We start from the raw sequence: 15,897 nt of genomic DNA on the forward strand, positions 1-15,897 counted from the left end.
AAAAAGCGACGCATCATGGCTAAGAGCCTATCCTCCCGTCAATTTGTTACAGTTTTTGTGTCGAAATGAAATTTTTCTGACATGTGCAGAAAACGACAACGCCTCGATCCTGGGGTCGAGGCGCTGTGTATTGCAGAACAGAAATGGACTCAGAGGGCCTTTTCGAAGATCTTCGAATTGCGCTGGTAGTTGTACAGCGAGGCCCTGGCCGACGGCAGACGTTCGACGCTACTGGGCACAAAACCCCGCTCGCGAAACCAGTGGGCGGTGCGGGTAGTGAGGACGAACAAAGTCTTCAACCCTTGAGCACGGGCCCGGGTTTCAATCCTTTCCAACAGTTCATCACCGCGCTTGCCATGACGATACTCCGGGTTCACCGCAAGGCAGGCCAGCTCGCCGGCGTCGGAGTCGGCAATCTGGTACAAGGCAGCGCAGGCAATGATCATGCCCTCGCGCTCGACCACGCTGAACTGTTCGATCTCACGCTCCAGCACCTCCCGGGAGCGCCGTACCAGGATGCCCTGTTCTTCCAGCGGGCTGATCAGATCCAACAAACCACCGACATCTTCAATCGCCGCCTCGCGCACCCGCTCGAATTGCTCTTGGGCCACCAGGGTGCCGCCGCCATCACGGGTAAAGAGTTCCGTCAGCAGGGCGCCATCTTCGGCATAACTGACGATGTGGCTACGTCCCACCCCCCCACGACAGGCCTCGGCAGCGGCATCCAGCAGTTCGGCCTGGTAATTGCTGCCCAGACGCTGCAAGTGCGCCGGAACCTGTTGCGGGCGCAACTCGCGCACCAGCTTGCCGTTTTCATCCAGCAGCCCCGGGTCGGCACCGAACAGCAGCAGCTTGTCGGCCCCCAGATCGATGGCGGCGCGAGTGGCCACGTCCTCGCAAGCCAGGTTGAAGGTTTCGCCAGTGGGCGAATACCCCAAAGGCGACAGCAGCACGATGGAGCGCTCGTCCAGCAGGCGATTGATGCCCTTGCGATCGACCCGACGCACTTCACCGGTGTGGTGGTAGTCGACACCTTCCAGCACGCCGATCGGACGGGCCGTCACCAGGTTGCCGCTGGCGACCCGCAACCGCGAGCCCTGCATGGGCGAGGAGGCCATGTCCATGGACAGACGCGCCTCGATGGCAATGCGCAACTGGCCCACGGCGTCGATCACGCACTCCAGGGTCGCCGCGTCGGTAATCCGCAGGCCGTGATGGTAATGGGGCGCCAGACCGCGAGCCGCCAGACGGGCTTCGATCTGTGGCCGTGAACCGTGCACCAGCACCAGGCGAACCCCCAGGCTGTGGAGCAGCACCAGGTCGTGGACGATATTGCCGAAGTTGGGGTGCTCAACGCCGTCGCCCGGGAGCATGACCACGAAGGTACAGTCACGGTGAGCGTTGATATAGGGAGACGCGTGGCGGAGCCAATTGACGTATTCGGGCATGAACCTGAGCCTGTAAATAAAAAGCAGCCTATAAAAGGACGAAACGGAAAACGCACAGCGGGCTGATGGTTATCGTCGGAACAGGCTTGGCAACACGCTTACTCTCCTCATGGGTACGGATCAGGACGCCGGTAATTTACTGAAATTGGGCCGGCGTCAGGCAGTAATGTTCAATCAACTCTCGTAGCAACTGCACAGTAGGCTGCAAGCGTGACATTTCGAGGTACTCCCCAGGCTGGTGGGCGCAGGCAATATCGCCCGGGCCCAGCACCAGCGTCTCGCAGCCAAGGCGCTGAAGATAAGGCGCTTCAGTGCCAAACGCTACTGCTTCGGCACGATGCCCGGTAAGCCGCTCCGCCACCCGCACCAGCTCAGCGTCCTCGGGCTGCTCGAACGGCGGCACCGCAGGGAACAGCGGCGCATAGTCGATCTGCACTTCATGCCGCTCGGCAATGGGTTGAAGTTTCTGCCGGATCGCCTCGCGCAGCACTTGCGGGTCCATGCCTGGCAAGGGACGCAGGTCGAACTCCAGGGAGCACTGGCCGCAGATGCGGTTGGGGTTGTCGCCACCGTGGATGCAGCCGAAGTTCAAGGTCGGTTGCGGCACGCTGAACTGTGGATTGCGGTACTCGCGCTGCCACAGCAGCCGCAACCCCCGCAGTTCGCCGATGGCGTCGTGCATGGCCTCCAGAGCGCTACGCCCCAGGCGCGGGTCAGAGGAATGACCACTGCGCCCGAGGATATCGATGCGCTCCATCATCACCCCCTTGTGCAGGCGGATCGGCTTGAGGCCCGTGGGCTCGCCGATCACCGCCGCGCGCCCCAGGGGCCGCCCGGCTTCCGCCAGGGCCCGGGCACCGGCCATGGAGCTTTCTTCATCACAGGTCGCAAGGATCAGCAGCGGCTGCTTGAATGGCTGCTCCAGCAACGGTCGCACCGCTTCGATGATCAAGGCGAAAAAGCCCTTCATGTCACAACTGCCCAGACCGACCCAGCGGCCGTCGACCTCGGTCAACTTCAGCGGATCGGTCTGCCATAAAGCGGCATCGAACGGCACCGTATCACTGTGCCCGGCCAGTACCAGGCCACCGGGACCGCTACCGAAGCTGGCCAGCAGATTGAACTTGCCGGGGCTGACCTGCTGGATATCGCAGGCAAAACCGAGGTCGCCAAGCCAACTGGCCAACAAGTCGATGACCGGACGGTTGGACTGGTCCAGCGCCGCTTGAGTGCAGCTCACCGACGGCGCGGCGATCAGTGCAGCGAACTGATCTTTCATGGACGGCAATGGCATGAACTGGCTCCGCAAATCCCAAGATGAGGACCATCATAGAGGCATCTTGTGAGAGGAAGGAACCGTCGTGGCGCCTCCGGGCGCCTGGTCCTGTACACTGCACGGCCTTGGCAGCCAACTCTTCCCCCGGCTGCACTCCCGATCCTGGATTTTCCGGCCATGCAGAAAGAAACCGAAATCAAACTCCGCGTCAGCCGCGAAACCCTCGCCGCCCTGCGCGAGCACCCGCTACTGAAAAAACGCAACAAAAGTGGCTGGGAACGCCGTGAGCTGATGAACCAGTACTTCGACACCCCAGAGCGCGATCTGGCCCGGGCCAAAGTCGCCCTGCGCCTGCGTCGTGACGGTGACGCAGTGATCCAGACCCTCAAGACCAGCGGCCAGAGCGTTGCCGGCCTGTCCGAGCGCAACGAGTACGACTGGTCGTTGGCCAAAGCCAAGCTCGACGTGAAAAAACTCGACGGCGAATGCTGGCCCGAAGCCCTGGCCGAGCTGGACAAAAAGACCCTCAAGCCGCTGTTCACCACCGACTTTGTCCGTGAACGCGCGGAAATCGCCTGGGGCCGTGGCAAGGCCAAAGTGGTGATCGAGGCGGCCCTGGACCTGGGCCAGGTGATCGCCGGCAAGCACAAGGAAGAAATCTGCGAGCTGGAGCTGGAACTGCGTGAAGGCGAACCCGCTGCTCTGCTGGAACTGGCGGCGGAGCTGGCCCTCACCCTGCCCCTGATGCCCTGCGACATCAGCAAGGCCGAGCGTGGCTATCGCCTGTTCGATGCCGGTAGCTACTCCTTGAGCCTGCCGGCGCCACAACTGAGCGCCGAAACCCCGCTGGACGATGCCTTCGCCGCCCTGGCCTGGCACCTGCTGGGCAGCAGCCAGCGCCTGGCCGAACAGTATCGCTTCAACGGTCACTGGCGCCTGCTGCAGGACTGGGTGGATAACCTCGCCGAGCTGCGAGCTCTGGCCAGCAGCCTGGGCCAAGCCGCGCCACGCCAATCCACCGCTGAGCTGCGTAGCGCCCTGGATGCCCTGCTGGAAGACTGGCGTCCGCTGGTACAAGCCGGCCTCGACGATGAAGACGTGCGCAAAGCCGCGCCGGAGCAGTTCATCGAGGAACTGCAGGACGTACGCTGGGGCCTGTTCTCCCTGAACACCTCGCGCTGGCTGCTGGCCCGAGCCTGGACCGCCGAGCGCAACACCCGTGGCAACCGCCAGGGTGCAGCGCAACTGGGCAGCTGGCTGCCACGCCTGCTGGCCGAGGAAGCGACCTCCCTGCAACTGCCGCGCTACCAGCAGCAGCCGGAAGATCTGGCCGAACAGTTGCCGCGGATCGAACGTATCCAGGCCTGGCTGCACCACGCCCGCGCCGCGCTGGACATTCCGGAGCTGGACCGCCTCTACGGTGAACTGAACAAGCTGGCACAACTGGCCAACGAGCCCATTACCGACGAAGCCCTCGATGCCCGCAAGCAACAGGCCATCGCGGTGTTCCAGAACCGCGCCTGGAAAACCCTGCTGCGCATGTAAGCCGCCCCTCAGCGCAGTACCGGCAGGCTGGTGGTGGACTTGATCTCCGACAGGGCAACGATCGAGTTCACCTCCTGAATGCCGGGCACCATGGACAGTTTCTCGAAGAAAAACCGCTCATAGGCTTCGATGTCCGCGGTCACGATGCGCAGCAGGAAATCCACCGCCCCCATCAGCACATAACACTCCAGCACCTCCGGAAAACCGCGAATCGCCTCGGTGAACTCGGTGAAGTTGGAGCGTCCGTGGGCGTTGAGCTTGATCTCGGCAAAGATCTGCGTGTTGAGGCCGATCTTCTTGCGATCAAGCAAGGTCACCTGGCCACGGATCACCCCCTCTTCCTTCAAGCGTTGAATCCGCCGCCAGCACGGTGACTGGGACAAGCCCACCTGTTCGGCAATCTGCGCACTGGAAAGTGACGCGTCCTCTTGCAGCAACGCGAGTATCCGGCGGTCGTAGGCGTCCAGCTCGCTATGCATAATAAATTCCCTTATCTATAAAAACTTGAATCAAACAATTCTACTTTCATGAATTCCGCTCAATCTTAGATAAGAAATACCCGAAACCGAATGTAAAAATTTCTCCACTGATCTGGAGACTGCCATGCCCCATCTCGAAGCCACCCCTGGCCAATCATCCCGCACCGATGTCTGGAACCAGAACAATGTCCACTGTCGCGTGCACTATCAGATGACGGCCGAGGCCGAAGCCGATGTCCTGTGTCGGGTGCTCAACCACTTCGCCCTGCAATTTCTGGTGCCCCAGCGGGTCACGGTGATCCAGCAAGACGCCACGCTGCACATCGACGTGGAACTCGACGGCCTGAGTTGGCACCGGGCTCGGGTGATCGGCGACAAGTTGCGCAACCTGATCAGCGTCTGCTCGGTAGAACTGGAACGGGCAGAGCCGGCGCAACTGCAGGCCGCTGGCTGAGGCCGGAAAAACCCTGCAACCCTTGGCAGGCGGCGGCCCAGTCTGGCGGGGCTATTCTTGGCCATTTGTGGTCAGAGACCCGCGTCTGGACAACAGCCCCAAGGAGCCCCCATGGCTGCCGCACACATTGCCCAGGATCACTGGCTGGACCTCAGTGAGCTGCTGCGTGAACTGCTGGCCCAGGGCCGCATCAGCCAGGATGCCGCCGAACAGGCCCTCAGCATCCGACGTCATGGCACCAGCCCCCCCTTGCATCCCCTGGAACTGATTGCCAGTCAGCATCTGCCGGACTTGCAGCGTCCCGGCCAGCATCTGGACCTGGACAGCCTCACCGCGTGGCTGGCCCGGCGCGCCGGCCAGCCCTACCTGCGCATCGACCCGTTGCAGATCGACGTCGCCAGCATCACCCCGCTGATGTCCTGCGCCTTCGCCCAGCGGCACAAGATCCTCGCCGTGGCGGTGGATGCCCAAAGCGTCACCGTGGCCAGCGCCCAGCCCTATGTCAGCGCCTGGGAGGCCGATCTGGCCCATGTCCTCAAGCGCTCGATCCACCGAGTGGTGGCCAGCCCGGTGGATATCCAGCGCCTGACCCTGGAGTTCTATCGCCTGGCCAAATCGGTCAGCGGGGCCAGCAGCGAGCAAAGGACAAGCGGCCCGGGCAACCTCGAGCAACTGCTCAAGCTCGGGGCCAGCGACCAGGAGCCGGATGCCGACGACGCCCACATCATCAACATCGTCGACTGGCTGTTTCAGTACGCCTTCCAGCAACGGGCCAGCGATATCCATATCGAGCCCCGCCGCGAGCACGGCACCCTGCGCTTTCGCATCGACGGGGTGCTGCACGGCGTCTACCAGTTCCCGCCCCAGGTGACCCTGGCCATCGTCAGCCGCCTCAAGAGCCTGGGACGGATGAACGTCGCGGAAAAACGCAAACCCCAGGATGGCCGGGTCAAGACCCGTACTCCAGAAGGCAGCGAGATCGAGTTGCGGCTCTCGACCCTGCCCACGGTCTTTGGCGAAAAGTTGGTGATGCGCATCTTCGACCCGCAGGTGCTGCTCAAGGATTTCGATCAGCTGGGCTTCGGCGCCGACGACTTGAACCGTTGGCAAGCCATGACCGCGCAGGCCCACGGCATCATCCTGGTGACCGGCCCCACAGGCTCGGGCAAGACCAGCACCCTCTACACCACCTTGAAAAAGCTCGCGAGCCCCGAGATCAACCTGTGCACCATCGAAGACCCGATCGAGATGATCGAGCCGGCGTTCAACCAGATGCAGGTGCAGCACAATATCGACCTGAGTTTTTCCAGCGGCGTGCGTGCGTTGATGCGCCAGGACCCGGACATCATCATGATCGGCGAGATCCGCGACCTGGAGACCGCCGAAATGGCTATCCAGGCTGCACTCACCGGGCACCTGGTGCTCTCCACCCTGCACACCAACGATGCCCCCGGAGCCATCAGCCGCCTACTGGAACTGGGAGTGCCTCACTATCTGATCAAGGCCACCCTGATCGGCGTCATGGCCCAACGCTTGCTGCGTACCCTGTGCCCCCACTGCAAGGCGCCCGCCGCCCTCGCCCCGGATGACTGGCAGAGCCTGACCTCCCCCCGACAATTGCCGCTCCCGCCCCTGAGCAAAAAGGCCGTGGGCTGCGCAGAGTGCCGTGGCACCGGCTATCACGGACGTACCGGCGTCTACGAAATCATGCCCTTGAGTACCCCGCTCAAAGCCCTTGTTCGAGACGACCTCGACCTCGCCGGCCTGCGTCGCCAGGCTTGCGACGACGGCATGCGCAGCCTGCGCCTGGCCGCCGCACAAAAGCTTGCCGATGGCCTGACCAGCCTGGAGGAAGTGCTGCGGGTGACACCTCAAAGCGAAAACCAGTAACCAGACCCCGCTCGCCCGGAGGCGAACCCCAAGTGCTGGGCTACGCTTTAACCACCGCCAAGACAAGCAGGAAGCCAGGCATGAATATTCGTCACAACATGATCGCCTCCGGGGTTCTCAGCCTGCTGGCCATTGCCCTGGTAGCCGGCCTCGGCCTCTGGGGACAGTCACGCCTGGCCAAGGCCCTGCATGACAATGAAGTCAATGCCAGTGCCCTGCGCAATCACCTGGAGGCCGACATGATGCACGACGCCCTGCGGGCCGATGTGCTGGAGGCTCTGAGCAGCGAGCCTGGCGACAGCGCGGCCGCAGAGGAGGTGCGCAACAGTCTGCGCGAACACGGCGATTGGTTCCGCAAGGCCCTGGCGGAAAACGCCCGGCTGCCCCTGGCGCCGGATATCCGCGATGCCATCAGCGAGTTGCAGCCAGTCCTGGAAAGCTACATTCATGCGGCCGAAAGCATCGCCGAACAGGCCCTCAAGGACCCCCAGGCCGCGCGCCTGCAAATGCCGGAGTTTTCTCAGCGTTTCAGTGAAGTGGAGACCCGCAACTCGGCACTGAGCAGCAAGATCGAAGCCGCTACCGCACAGACCAGCGCAGACAGTGAAACCGCCGTACGCCAAGCCGCCTGGTGGCTGATCGGCGGCAGTCTGATTGCCGCCCTGGCCCTGTGCCTGTTGACCCGCCAGTTGCTCATCCGGGTCCTCAAGCCCCTGGAAAAATCCGTCGCCACGGCCCGGGCCATCGCCCAGGGCAACCTGACCATGCCCATCAGTGTCGACAGCCGGGACGAAGCCGGCCAGTTGCAACAGGCCCTTGGCGAAATGCAGGACAACCTGCGGCAGATGATCACCACCATCCGCCATGAGAGCGAGGAGTTGCGGGGGCGTTCCCACAGCCTCAGCGACACCTCGCTGGGCATCGCCGACGGCGCCACCGAGCAGGCCGACGGCGCCACCGACATGGCAGCAGCCATGGAGCAGATGATCAGCAACATTGCCCAGGTCGCCGAGCACGCCCGCAACGCCCAGGGCATTGCCGCCCAGTCCGAGTCCCTGGCCGGCAGCGGCGGCCAGGTGATCCTCGGGGTCGTGGACGGCATGAGCCACATCGCCGAGGCGGTGAACCAGTCGTCCCAGAGCATCACCGCCCTGGGCCAGTCCTCGGAGGAGATCCATTCGATCATCCAGGTGATCAATGGCATCGCCGAGCAGACCAACCTGCTGGCCCTGAATGCCGCCATCGAAGCGGCCCGGGCCGGCGAGGCCGGACGCGGATTCGCCGTGGTCGCCGACGAGGTGCGCAACCTGGCGGCGCGCACCGCGCAATCCACCCGGGAGATCACCGGCATGATCGAGCGCATCCGTGAAACCACCGAGCAAGCAGTGAGCAGCATGCAAACCGGGGTCAGCCGGGTCAGCGACGGGGTGCACATGGCCCAGCAGGCGGGGACTTCGATCAACGAGATTCGCCAGGGTGCCCAACGTTCGGCGCTGATGGTGGAAGAGATTTCCCACACCATCGGCGAGCAGTCCAAGGCCAGCAGCGAAGTGGCGCAACGGGTGGAAATGATCAGTCAGGTAGCCCGGCGCAACAGCCAGGCCATGCGTGAGCTGACCCAAACGGTGGAGCAGATGGAAAACTCTGTGGCGACCCTGCAAACCTCGGTCACCCGCTTCCAGCTTTGAACCTTGCGGCGTGCCCGAATCGCGCCGGTGATGTGTGTCCTGATGATGCAAGGACCAAGGTATGCCGGCGCCGGGCCGGACACCGCCGTACACTCGTGCTCCTCGAGCCCTTGAGCAATGACTGAACAGGTGAATGTTATGCAGATCGGAAGCGTACTGTTACTTTTTGTCGGCCTCGCGGTGGCCCTGGTGTTCATGGGGTTCAAGGTCGTGCCCCAAGGCTACCAGTGGACAGTGGAGCGCTTTGGTCGCTACACCAACACCCTCAAGCCGGGGCTGAACATCATCATTCCGGTGATGGACCGCATCGGTCGCAAGATCAACGTCATGGAAAGCGTGCTGGACATTCCCCCTCAGGAAGTCATCACCGCCGACAACGCCACGGTGCAGATCGACGCCGTGTGCTTCTTCCAGGTGGTCAACACCGCCCAGGCGGCCTACGAGGTCAACAACCTAGAGCACGCCATCCGCAACCTGCTGCAGACCAATATCCGTACCGTGCTCGGTTCCATGGAACTGGACGCGATGCTGAGCCAACGTGACGGCATCAACGAGAAACTGCTGCGAACCGTTGACGAAGCCACCGCGCCCTGGGGAATCAAGATCACCCGTATCGAGATCAAGGACATCAGCCCGCCTGCCGACCTGATGGCGGCCATGTCCGGGCAAATGAAGGCCGAACGGGTCAAGCGCGCCCAGATCCTCGAAGCCGAAGGCCTGCGGGCAGCGGCCATTCTGACCGCCGAAGGCAAGAAGCAGGCGCAGATTCTGGAAGCCGAGGGTGAACGTCAGGCAGCCTTCCTTGAGTCCGAAGCCAGGGAGCGCCAGGCAGAAGCCGAGGCCCGGGCGACCCAGGTGGTATCCGAGGCGATCGCCAGCGGCAACGTCCAGGCGATCAACTACTTCGTCGCGCAAAAGTACATCGATGCCCTGGGCAAGCTGGCGTCGGCCAACAACAGCAAGGTGATCCTGATGCCACTGGAAGCCAGCCAGGTGATCGGCGCCGTGGGCGGCATTGGCGAAATCGTCAAGGCCACGTTCGACGGCAAGAAGGTCTGAGGCCCGATCCATGTTGGCATTCTTGCACGCCCTATCGTTCTGGGACTGGCTGGCCCTGGGCACCGTATTGCTGATTCTCGAAGTGTTCGGTGCCGGCGGCTACCTGCTGTGGATCGGCCTGGCGGCTGCCGCCGTAGGGGTCCTGACCTTTCTGATTCCCGGCCTGACCTGGGAGGTGCAGTTCCTCCTGTTCGGCCTGCTATCGGTGCTGACTGCCCTGTACTGGTGGCGTCGCCAACGCAGTGTGGTGCGCCCCAGCGACCAGCCGAACCTGAACCTGCGAGGGCAGGAGCTGGTCGGCAAGACCTTCGTGGTGCATCAGGCGATCGTTGACGGCCGTGGCCGGATCAAGGTCGCCGATGGGGTGTGGATCGCCAAGGGCGCCGACGCGCCTGTGGGCGCCCGGGTGCGCGTGATTGGCCAGGAAGGCGCCATTCTGCTGGTCGAAAACCTTGACTGATGGGTCACGGAACTCCGCTGGGGTATCTAGAATCAAACGGTGCAGATAACCCCCAGTTGGAGTCACCCATCATGCGTCTGAAAATAGCTGTCGCCACCCTTGCCCTGCTTTCTCTTCCCGTTGGTTCGGCAATGGCCGACACCTTCTGGCGTAACGTCATTTCCTCCGGCGCCACCACCGGCTCCACTTACCTGACCTTCAAGGATCACAAGCTGATCGTCGCCGCCCAGGACGACGCCGGCAGCTTCGTCGCCAGCGAAGGCAGCATTCGCGGCCCGTACCTGGAAGCCGCGATGCAGAAAGTCCGCGCCGACAATCCCGGCCTCAAGGCCACTGATATGGAACTGGCCAACGCGATCCTGGCGAAGAACGCCGTCGCACAGGAGTAAGGATCGTCCCAGGGATGGCTGACAGAAAGCGCCGACCTCAGGGTCGGCGTTTTTTTTCGCCCGAATGACACGCTAGGCTCTGCCAGAAGCCCGGGCCACCGCCGCCAGGCCAGCCAGGGCATAGCTCATCATGTGCTCGATCAGGGCCGGCGGGTCCAGCTCCAGGCCGGGCAGTACGTTGCGCGCCAGCGGCTGATGGGCGATCAGCAGGAACAGGCAGGGCGCGAACACACTGACGGCACTGCGCAACGTGGCCGGATCTTCCGGCGACAGGTGCATGATTTGGCCGAGAATGGTGCGCACGATCTTCGCCTTGGGGAACGCCTGCTCCTCCAGGACCGCCGGCAGCACCGACGAAGGCGACAGCAGCTCGCGGGTCAGCACTTTCAGTGCCCAGCCCTCGCGCTGATTGTTCAGCCCCTCGATCAGCACAGTGATGATCGCCCGCAGCTTATCTTCGGCACTGTCCTGGCTCTCGCTCAGGCTGATCATGGTCTCGATCCGCACCAGGCGATCGTGGGCTTCGCGCAGCACAGCCCGGTACAGGCCGTCCTTGTTCTCGAAGTGATAGTTGACCGAGGCGTTGTTGGCCTTGGAGTTTTCGCAAATCTGCTTGCTGGTGGTGTTGGCGTACCCCAGCTCGGCAAAGAGCTGGCCAGCCGTTTCCAGGATCTGCTGGCGAGTTGCCTGGCCATCCTGACGCGGCGCACGGGCCGCAGCAGGCGGCGGGGAAGCGGAAACGACCATAGACGCTCTCACTAAGTTAAATTCAAATTTGACTTTTGTTTATGGACTGCTTAGCTAAAAAGCGCCAGTTTCTCGTTCAACTCCGCGAGCGGATTGCACGAACGTGGCGGCTACTCGTCAATTCACGCCAAAGGATATCAGCATGGAAGCGCGCATCATGACTCCCTTCACCTACTTCTCACTGCCCATGCAGAAGCTCTTCCTGCGTAACCAGGTAGCAATCCGAAACAAGCCCTACGCCAAGTATTTCCGCTCGGAAATGCGCGTGCCGCTGTCCGCTGTACGCAAGATCCAACAAGGCCCGATGGACCTGAAAGACACCCTGACCCCAAGCGTCGAGGGCATCAATCGTCTGCTCGACCCGGACTTCGTCAGTGAGGAGTCCGGCTACGCCCTGCTACCGGGGCCGATGGCTTATGTGCAAAGCCGCAAGTTCTTCCCCGGCTGCACCGCACAGATGTTCAAGTGGTGGTTCATGTGGCACCCGGCGGAATCGGAGCGCTATACCCTGTGGTTCCCCTACGCCCATGTCAGCAACCCCTGCGTGAACCATCAGCGCCTGAGCGACGAATCCTTGAGCTTCGAGGAGCGGCTGTATGGCAACACTTTCTGCGCATCGGAGTATGTCGGCGATCGCCTGATGCACTTGCACATCGATTTTCAGGAACCAGCCAGCCTGGGCCTTGACCCTGACCTGTATCGCGAAGCGAAAATCGACGGCAGCGTCAGTGCCTTGATGAGCCTGGCCGATCACCCAGAGGTGCCGGTGTCATTGATGGTGCATCTGTTCAAGGAAGTGCCGGGCGGCATGTACCTGACCAGCCGTTACTGGGTCGGATCGCACCCATCGATGGCCCGCTTTCCCGGAGCTGAAAAAGCATCGGCGCTGCTCAAGGAAAGTGGCTTTGGCGAAGCCGAGCTGGAAACCCTGGCCTATGAATTTGCCGTGCACGATATGTGCGAGTTCAATCATCTGGCCAGCTTCCTGCCGGACCTGTATCGGGAGTTCGGCGCGACTTCAGCCTGAAACAACAGCCATTAAGCCCGCACAACTCAAGGGCTTAATGGCTGGCAATGAATCAACGTGGCGTATCAGGACAAACACCGTTGATCAGCAGAGAAGTGAACTCCTCAATGTCCTGTTCCGCCGTCAACTGCTCGGTCAGCAACCGATACCAGCAAAAACCAAAAATCATATCCAGCAGCAATTCACGGTTGGTGTCCTTGGGGAGCTCGCCATTGCTAATGGCATTTTCCACCAGCTTTTTCGGCAACTCCCTTCTGCGCTCCATGAATTGATCCTTGAGCTGGGTCAATGTTGCTGGATCCAACTGCGCTTCAGCGATGACACAGCGGAAAGCCTCTCCGCATATGGTTTCTCGCCAGACTTTCCAGAGATTGCGTAGCAAAAAGTCGAGATCAGCCTTGAACGAGCCGAGATCAGGAAATTTCCTGACCTGTTCACTCTCGTTTTCATAAACTTCCGCGATCAATGCCGCCTTGTTCGACCACCACCGATAGATCGTCGGCTTGCTGGCACCCGCCCGGCGGGCGACGGACTCGATACTAAGCCCGGAATAACCGCATTCCTTAAGGATTTCGATGGTGGAACTGAGGATGGCTTTATGGGTATGGGGACTTCGCAACGAGCCGATGGAGCTGCGAGATGGGGTACGAGCCACAATAAAAAATCTCCAGGCAGGGCGCTTGACAAACGCAACGCAGGGTATAGGATTCCTCCGAATCGAAATGAAACGGTCCGTTTCGTTTCATTCTTAAAAGAATCATGAACTTCTTGCACCGATCTATCTAGTTTTTAAAGTATCTCATTAGGGTTGAGTAAATCAGGCCCTGCAACTGCGAGTCCCTCGGATTCGAGGCTGCGGCCCGCTTCCCAAAAAGAGACTAGATCGTCTGAAATTATTACTAAACGAAACGTTCCGTATCATAGCATAGAGAGGTTAAGAAAAACAGCTTTCGAGTGGGTTTTCCCCTATTCGGAGTCTGCTGTCCCCCCCCTCTGGGCCGCCGGTTTATGCGGTGTCGCCACGAGACAGACAGCAAAATTGTTTTCCGTATGTTTCAAGGGTGCTTCTGAGCAGGCACGACCCAGTTTTCTCAAAAAGAATGGAATCAAGAGGAAAATGAACGTGAAAAAAGTAGGCATTGTCAGCTATGGCGCGGGTATTCCGGTATGCCGCCTCAAAGTCCAGGACGTGATCAACGTCTGGAAAAACACCGAGCTCAAGCTGGTCGAGGAAAACCTCGGCGTCACTGAAAGAGCCGTGCTGCAGCCCGATGAAGATGTCATCACCCTCGGTGTGCTGGCGGCGCAACGGGCCCTGGATAAAGTCCCCGGCCATGAGCTCGAAGCCCTGTACCTGGGTACCTGCACCAACCCCTACGACTCACGAGCCTCGGCTTCGATCATCCTGGAAATGCTCGGCAGCGGTTACGACGCCTATTGCGCCGACGTGCAGTTTGCCGGCAAGTCCGGCACCTCCGCCCTGCAGATCTGCCAGGCCCTGGTGGCCTCCGGCATGACCGGCAGCGCCCTGGCCATCGGCGCCGACACCATCAACCGCAACACCGCGCCGGGCGACCTGACCGAGTCCTATGCTGGAGCCGGCGCCGCCGCCCTGCTGATCGGCAATCAGAACGTCATCGCCGAGTTTGACGGCAGTTTTTCCTGCGCCGCCGATATCGCCGACAACATCCGCCCCCAGGGCGATCGCTACATTCGTTCCGGGATGGGCCTGGGCTCAGACAAGAACAGCATCGGCCTGGAAGATCAGACCCGCCGCGCCGCCGAAGGCCTGATGGCCAAACTGCGTACCAGCGCCGCCGACTATGACTACGTGGTGTTCCAGCAGAACCTGGTGTCCACGCCCTATTCCCTGGGCAAGCACCTGGGTTTTAACACCAAGCAGATCGAACCGGGGATCTACGCCGGCGATGTGGGTGACACTGGCGCCGCCAGCCCGCTGCTCGGCCTGATCAACGTGCTGGACCAGGCCCGTCCGGGGCAGAAGATCCTCATGGTGTCCTATGGTTTCGGGGCCGGCAGTGACGCCATTGCCCTGACCGTCACCGACGCCATCGAGCAGTACCAGAAGCACAACACGCCCCTGCGCGAACTGCTCGAAGCCAAGACCTATGTCGATTACGGCACCTCCATCAAGTACGAGTTCAAGTACCTGCGGGCTGACTACGCCCTGACCGCCTACCTCTGATTACGCCTGTCTACGCAAGGAGCATGTACATGTGCGCACGTCGTGTTGCAATCGTTTCGGCCGCCTATACGCCGAAGCCCGGAAGTTCACGAGTTCGGCAGACGTTCAAGGAAATGATCGTCGAGTCCGCCTATAAAGCCCTCAAGGACGCCAAGATGCACCCCCGGGAAATCCAGGGGGTCGCCTATGGTTATCACGGTGAAGGCATTTCCGAATATGGCGGCCTGGGGCCGACCATTTCCGACGCCCTGGGCATCAGCCCGGCGCCGACCTTCATGAGCACCGCCAACTGCACCAGCAGTTCGGTGTCGTTCCAGATGGGTCACCAGATGGTCGCGTCCGGTGAGTACGACATCGTCCTGTGCGGCGGTTTCGAGAAGATGACCGATCACTTCAACTACGCCGAGTACATCGGCTCCAGCACTGAATGTGAATACGATTACTTCCTCGGCATCTCCCATACCGACGCCTTCGCCCTGGCCACCGCCGAATACTTCCAGAAGTTCGGCTATGCCGGTCGCGAGGCTGATGTCCTGGCCACATTTGGCCGGCAGATGCGCGTCTATGCCCACAACACCCCGACCGCCACCCGCTATGGCCAGCCGATTCCCACCCTGGAAGCGCTGAAGAACAGCGAAGCCTGCGGTTCGATGCTGGCCTGGGGCGAAGCCAGTGGCTGCGCCATCCTGGTGGCCGAACACCTGGCCCACAAGTACACCGACAAACCGGTGTTCGTCCGCGGCTGTGCCTACACCGGGGTCTCACACTACTTCGGCACGCGCTTCCACAATCCGACCCTGCATCACCCGGGCCTGCCCAAGGACGTGGGCATGGCCGTCTCGGCCAACTCCATCGCCTGCGCGGAAATTGCCTACAAGAAAGCCGGGATCACCGCCAAGGACATCGACGTGGCACAGGTCTACGACCTGCTCGGCGCCGGACTGATCCAGATGGAATCCATGGGCATCTGCGGCAAGGGCCAGGCCGGCGACTTCGTACTCGAAGGCGGCATCGCCCTGGACGGCCAACTACCACTGAACACCGACGGCGGCAACATCGGCCGCGGCCACGCCTCGGGCTGCGACGGCATCCTGCACATCACCGAGCTGTTCCGGCAGCTGAGGGGTGAATCCGACAACCAGGTCAAGGGCGCACGCATCGGCGTGTCGCAGAACCTTGGCGGTTATGCGGCGCACAACTCAGTGATTGTCCTCTCGAACGACTAAGGA

General features: G+C 61.6%; 15 protein-coding genes and 1 pseudogene. 11 read left to right on the plus strand and 5 right to left on the minus strand.

Annotated elements, in window-relative coordinates; all coding sequences use genetic code 11:
* Positions 1–149: 149 nt before the first annotated feature.
* Complete coding sequence (gene argA, locus Q8O96_RS16395; RefSeq protein WP_102862158.1) at positions 150–1,448, minus strand: amino-acid N-acetyltransferase; 1,299 nt, start codon at positions 1,446–1,448, stop codon at positions 150–152.
* Positions 1,449–1,584: 136 nt separating this feature from the next.
* On the minus strand, positions 1,585–2,742 hold the full coding sequence (argE, locus tag Q8O96_RS16400; protein ID WP_102881220.1) for an acetylornithine deacetylase: 1,158 nt from the start codon (positions 2,740–2,742) through the stop codon (positions 1,585–1,587).
* 159 nt (positions 2,743–2,901) lie between these two features.
* Here argE and Q8O96_RS16405 point away from each other — a divergent pair, with 159 nt between their 5' ends.
* Positions 2,902–4,269 (plus strand): inorganic triphosphatase, encoded by a 1,368-nt coding sequence (locus Q8O96_RS16405; protein WP_102862160.1) that lies wholly within the window; start codon positions 2,902–2,904, stop codon positions 4,267–4,269.
* Between the two features lie 8 nt (positions 4,270–4,277).
* On the opposite strand, the gene Q8O96_RS16410 is transcribed toward Q8O96_RS16405, so the two are convergent.
* A complete protein-coding gene (locus tag Q8O96_RS16410; RefSeq protein ID WP_065902318.1) occupies positions 4,278–4,748 on the minus strand; it encodes an Lrp/AsnC family transcriptional regulator in 471 nt (156 codons plus the stop codon).
* A 124-nt stretch (positions 4,749–4,872) separates the two neighbouring features.
* Between Q8O96_RS16410 and Q8O96_RS16415 the strand changes: the two genes are divergently transcribed.
* The 7 genes and pseudogenes from Q8O96_RS16415 to Q8O96_RS16440 all read left to right on the plus strand — a co-directional run bounded on the left by Q8O96_RS16415 (position 4,873) and on the right by Q8O96_RS16440 (position 10,688).
* Positions 4,873–5,202: a hypothetical protein gene (locus Q8O96_RS16415; protein ID WP_305949104.1), complete on the plus strand. Its 330-nt coding sequence runs from the start codon at positions 4,873–4,875 to the stop codon at positions 5,200–5,202.
* A gap of 111 nt (positions 5,203–5,313) precedes the next feature.
* Positions 5,314–7,092: a GspE/PulE family protein gene (locus tag Q8O96_RS16420; protein WP_102862162.1), complete on the plus strand. Its 1,779-nt coding sequence runs from the start codon at positions 5,314–5,316 to the stop codon at positions 7,090–7,092.
* 506 nt (positions 7,093–7,598) lie between these two features.
* Positions 7,599–7,925: pseudogene (locus Q8O96_RS31280) on the plus strand (HAMP domain-containing protein); the annotation flags it as partial.
* 141 nt (positions 7,926–8,066) lie between these two features.
* Positions 8,067–8,780: a methyl-accepting chemotaxis protein gene (locus Q8O96_RS31285; protein ID WP_371826187.1), complete on the plus strand. Its 714-nt coding sequence runs from the start codon at positions 8,067–8,069 to the stop codon at positions 8,778–8,780.
* Between the two features lie 138 nt (positions 8,781–8,918).
* Positions 8,919–9,839, plus strand: coding sequence for an SPFH domain-containing protein (locus tag Q8O96_RS16430; protein ID WP_102862164.1), 921 nt, complete (start codon positions 8,919–8,921; stop codon positions 9,837–9,839).
* Positions 9,840–9,849: 10 nt separating this feature from the next.
* The gene (locus Q8O96_RS16435) at positions 9,850–10,299 is read left to right on the plus strand and encodes an NfeD family protein (protein WP_102862165.1); all 450 of its coding nucleotides are present in this window, start codon (positions 9,850–9,852) and stop codon (positions 10,297–10,299) included.
* 71 nt (positions 10,300–10,370) lie between these two features.
* The gene (locus tag Q8O96_RS16440) at positions 10,371–10,688 is read left to right on the plus strand and encodes a DUF2388 domain-containing protein (RefSeq protein WP_016966055.1); all 318 of its coding nucleotides are present in this window, start codon (positions 10,371–10,373) and stop codon (positions 10,686–10,688) included.
* Between the two features lie 72 nt (positions 10,689–10,760).
* Here the strand turns inward: Q8O96_RS16440 and Q8O96_RS16445 are convergent, their stop codons facing one another.
* A complete protein-coding gene (locus Q8O96_RS16445; protein ID WP_102862167.1) occupies positions 10,761–11,435 on the minus strand; it encodes a TetR/AcrR family transcriptional regulator in 675 nt (224 codons plus the stop codon).
* A 142-nt stretch (positions 11,436–11,577) separates the two neighbouring features.
* On the opposite strand from Q8O96_RS16445, the gene Q8O96_RS16450 reads away from it, so the two are divergent.
* The gene (locus Q8O96_RS16450; RefSeq protein WP_305949106.1) at positions 11,578–12,462 is read left to right on the plus strand and encodes a DAPG hydrolase family protein; all 885 of its coding nucleotides are present in this window, start codon (positions 11,578–11,580) and stop codon (positions 12,460–12,462) included.
* 52 nt (positions 12,463–12,514) lie between these two features.
* Here the strand turns inward: Q8O96_RS16450 and Q8O96_RS16455 are convergent, their stop codons facing one another.
* Positions 12,515–13,117 (minus strand): TetR/AcrR family transcriptional regulator, encoded by a 603-nt coding sequence (locus tag Q8O96_RS16455; RefSeq protein ID WP_102862169.1) that lies wholly within the window; start codon positions 13,115–13,117, stop codon positions 12,515–12,517.
* Between the two features lie 462 nt (positions 13,118–13,579).
* Here Q8O96_RS16455 and Q8O96_RS16460 point away from each other — a divergent pair, with 462 nt between their 5' ends.
* Positions 13,580–14,668 carry a hydroxymethylglutaryl-CoA synthase gene (locus Q8O96_RS16460; protein ID WP_102862170.1) on the plus strand — a complete coding sequence of 363 codons (1,089 nt, stop codon included), beginning with the start codon at positions 13,580–13,582 and terminating at the stop codon, positions 14,666–14,668.
* Between the two features lie 29 nt (positions 14,669–14,697).
* Entirely contained in the window at positions 14,698–15,894 is a 1,197-nt protein-coding gene (locus Q8O96_RS16465; RefSeq protein WP_016966051.1) for a thiolase family protein, read from the plus strand.
* Positions 15,895–15,897 lie beyond the last annotated feature (3 nt).

The organism is Pseudomonas sp. LPH60, from assembly GCF_030718165.1.
GTDB classification, from domain to species: domain Bacteria; phylum Pseudomonadota; class Gammaproteobacteria; order Pseudomonadales; family Pseudomonadaceae; genus Aquipseudomonas; species Aquipseudomonas danubii.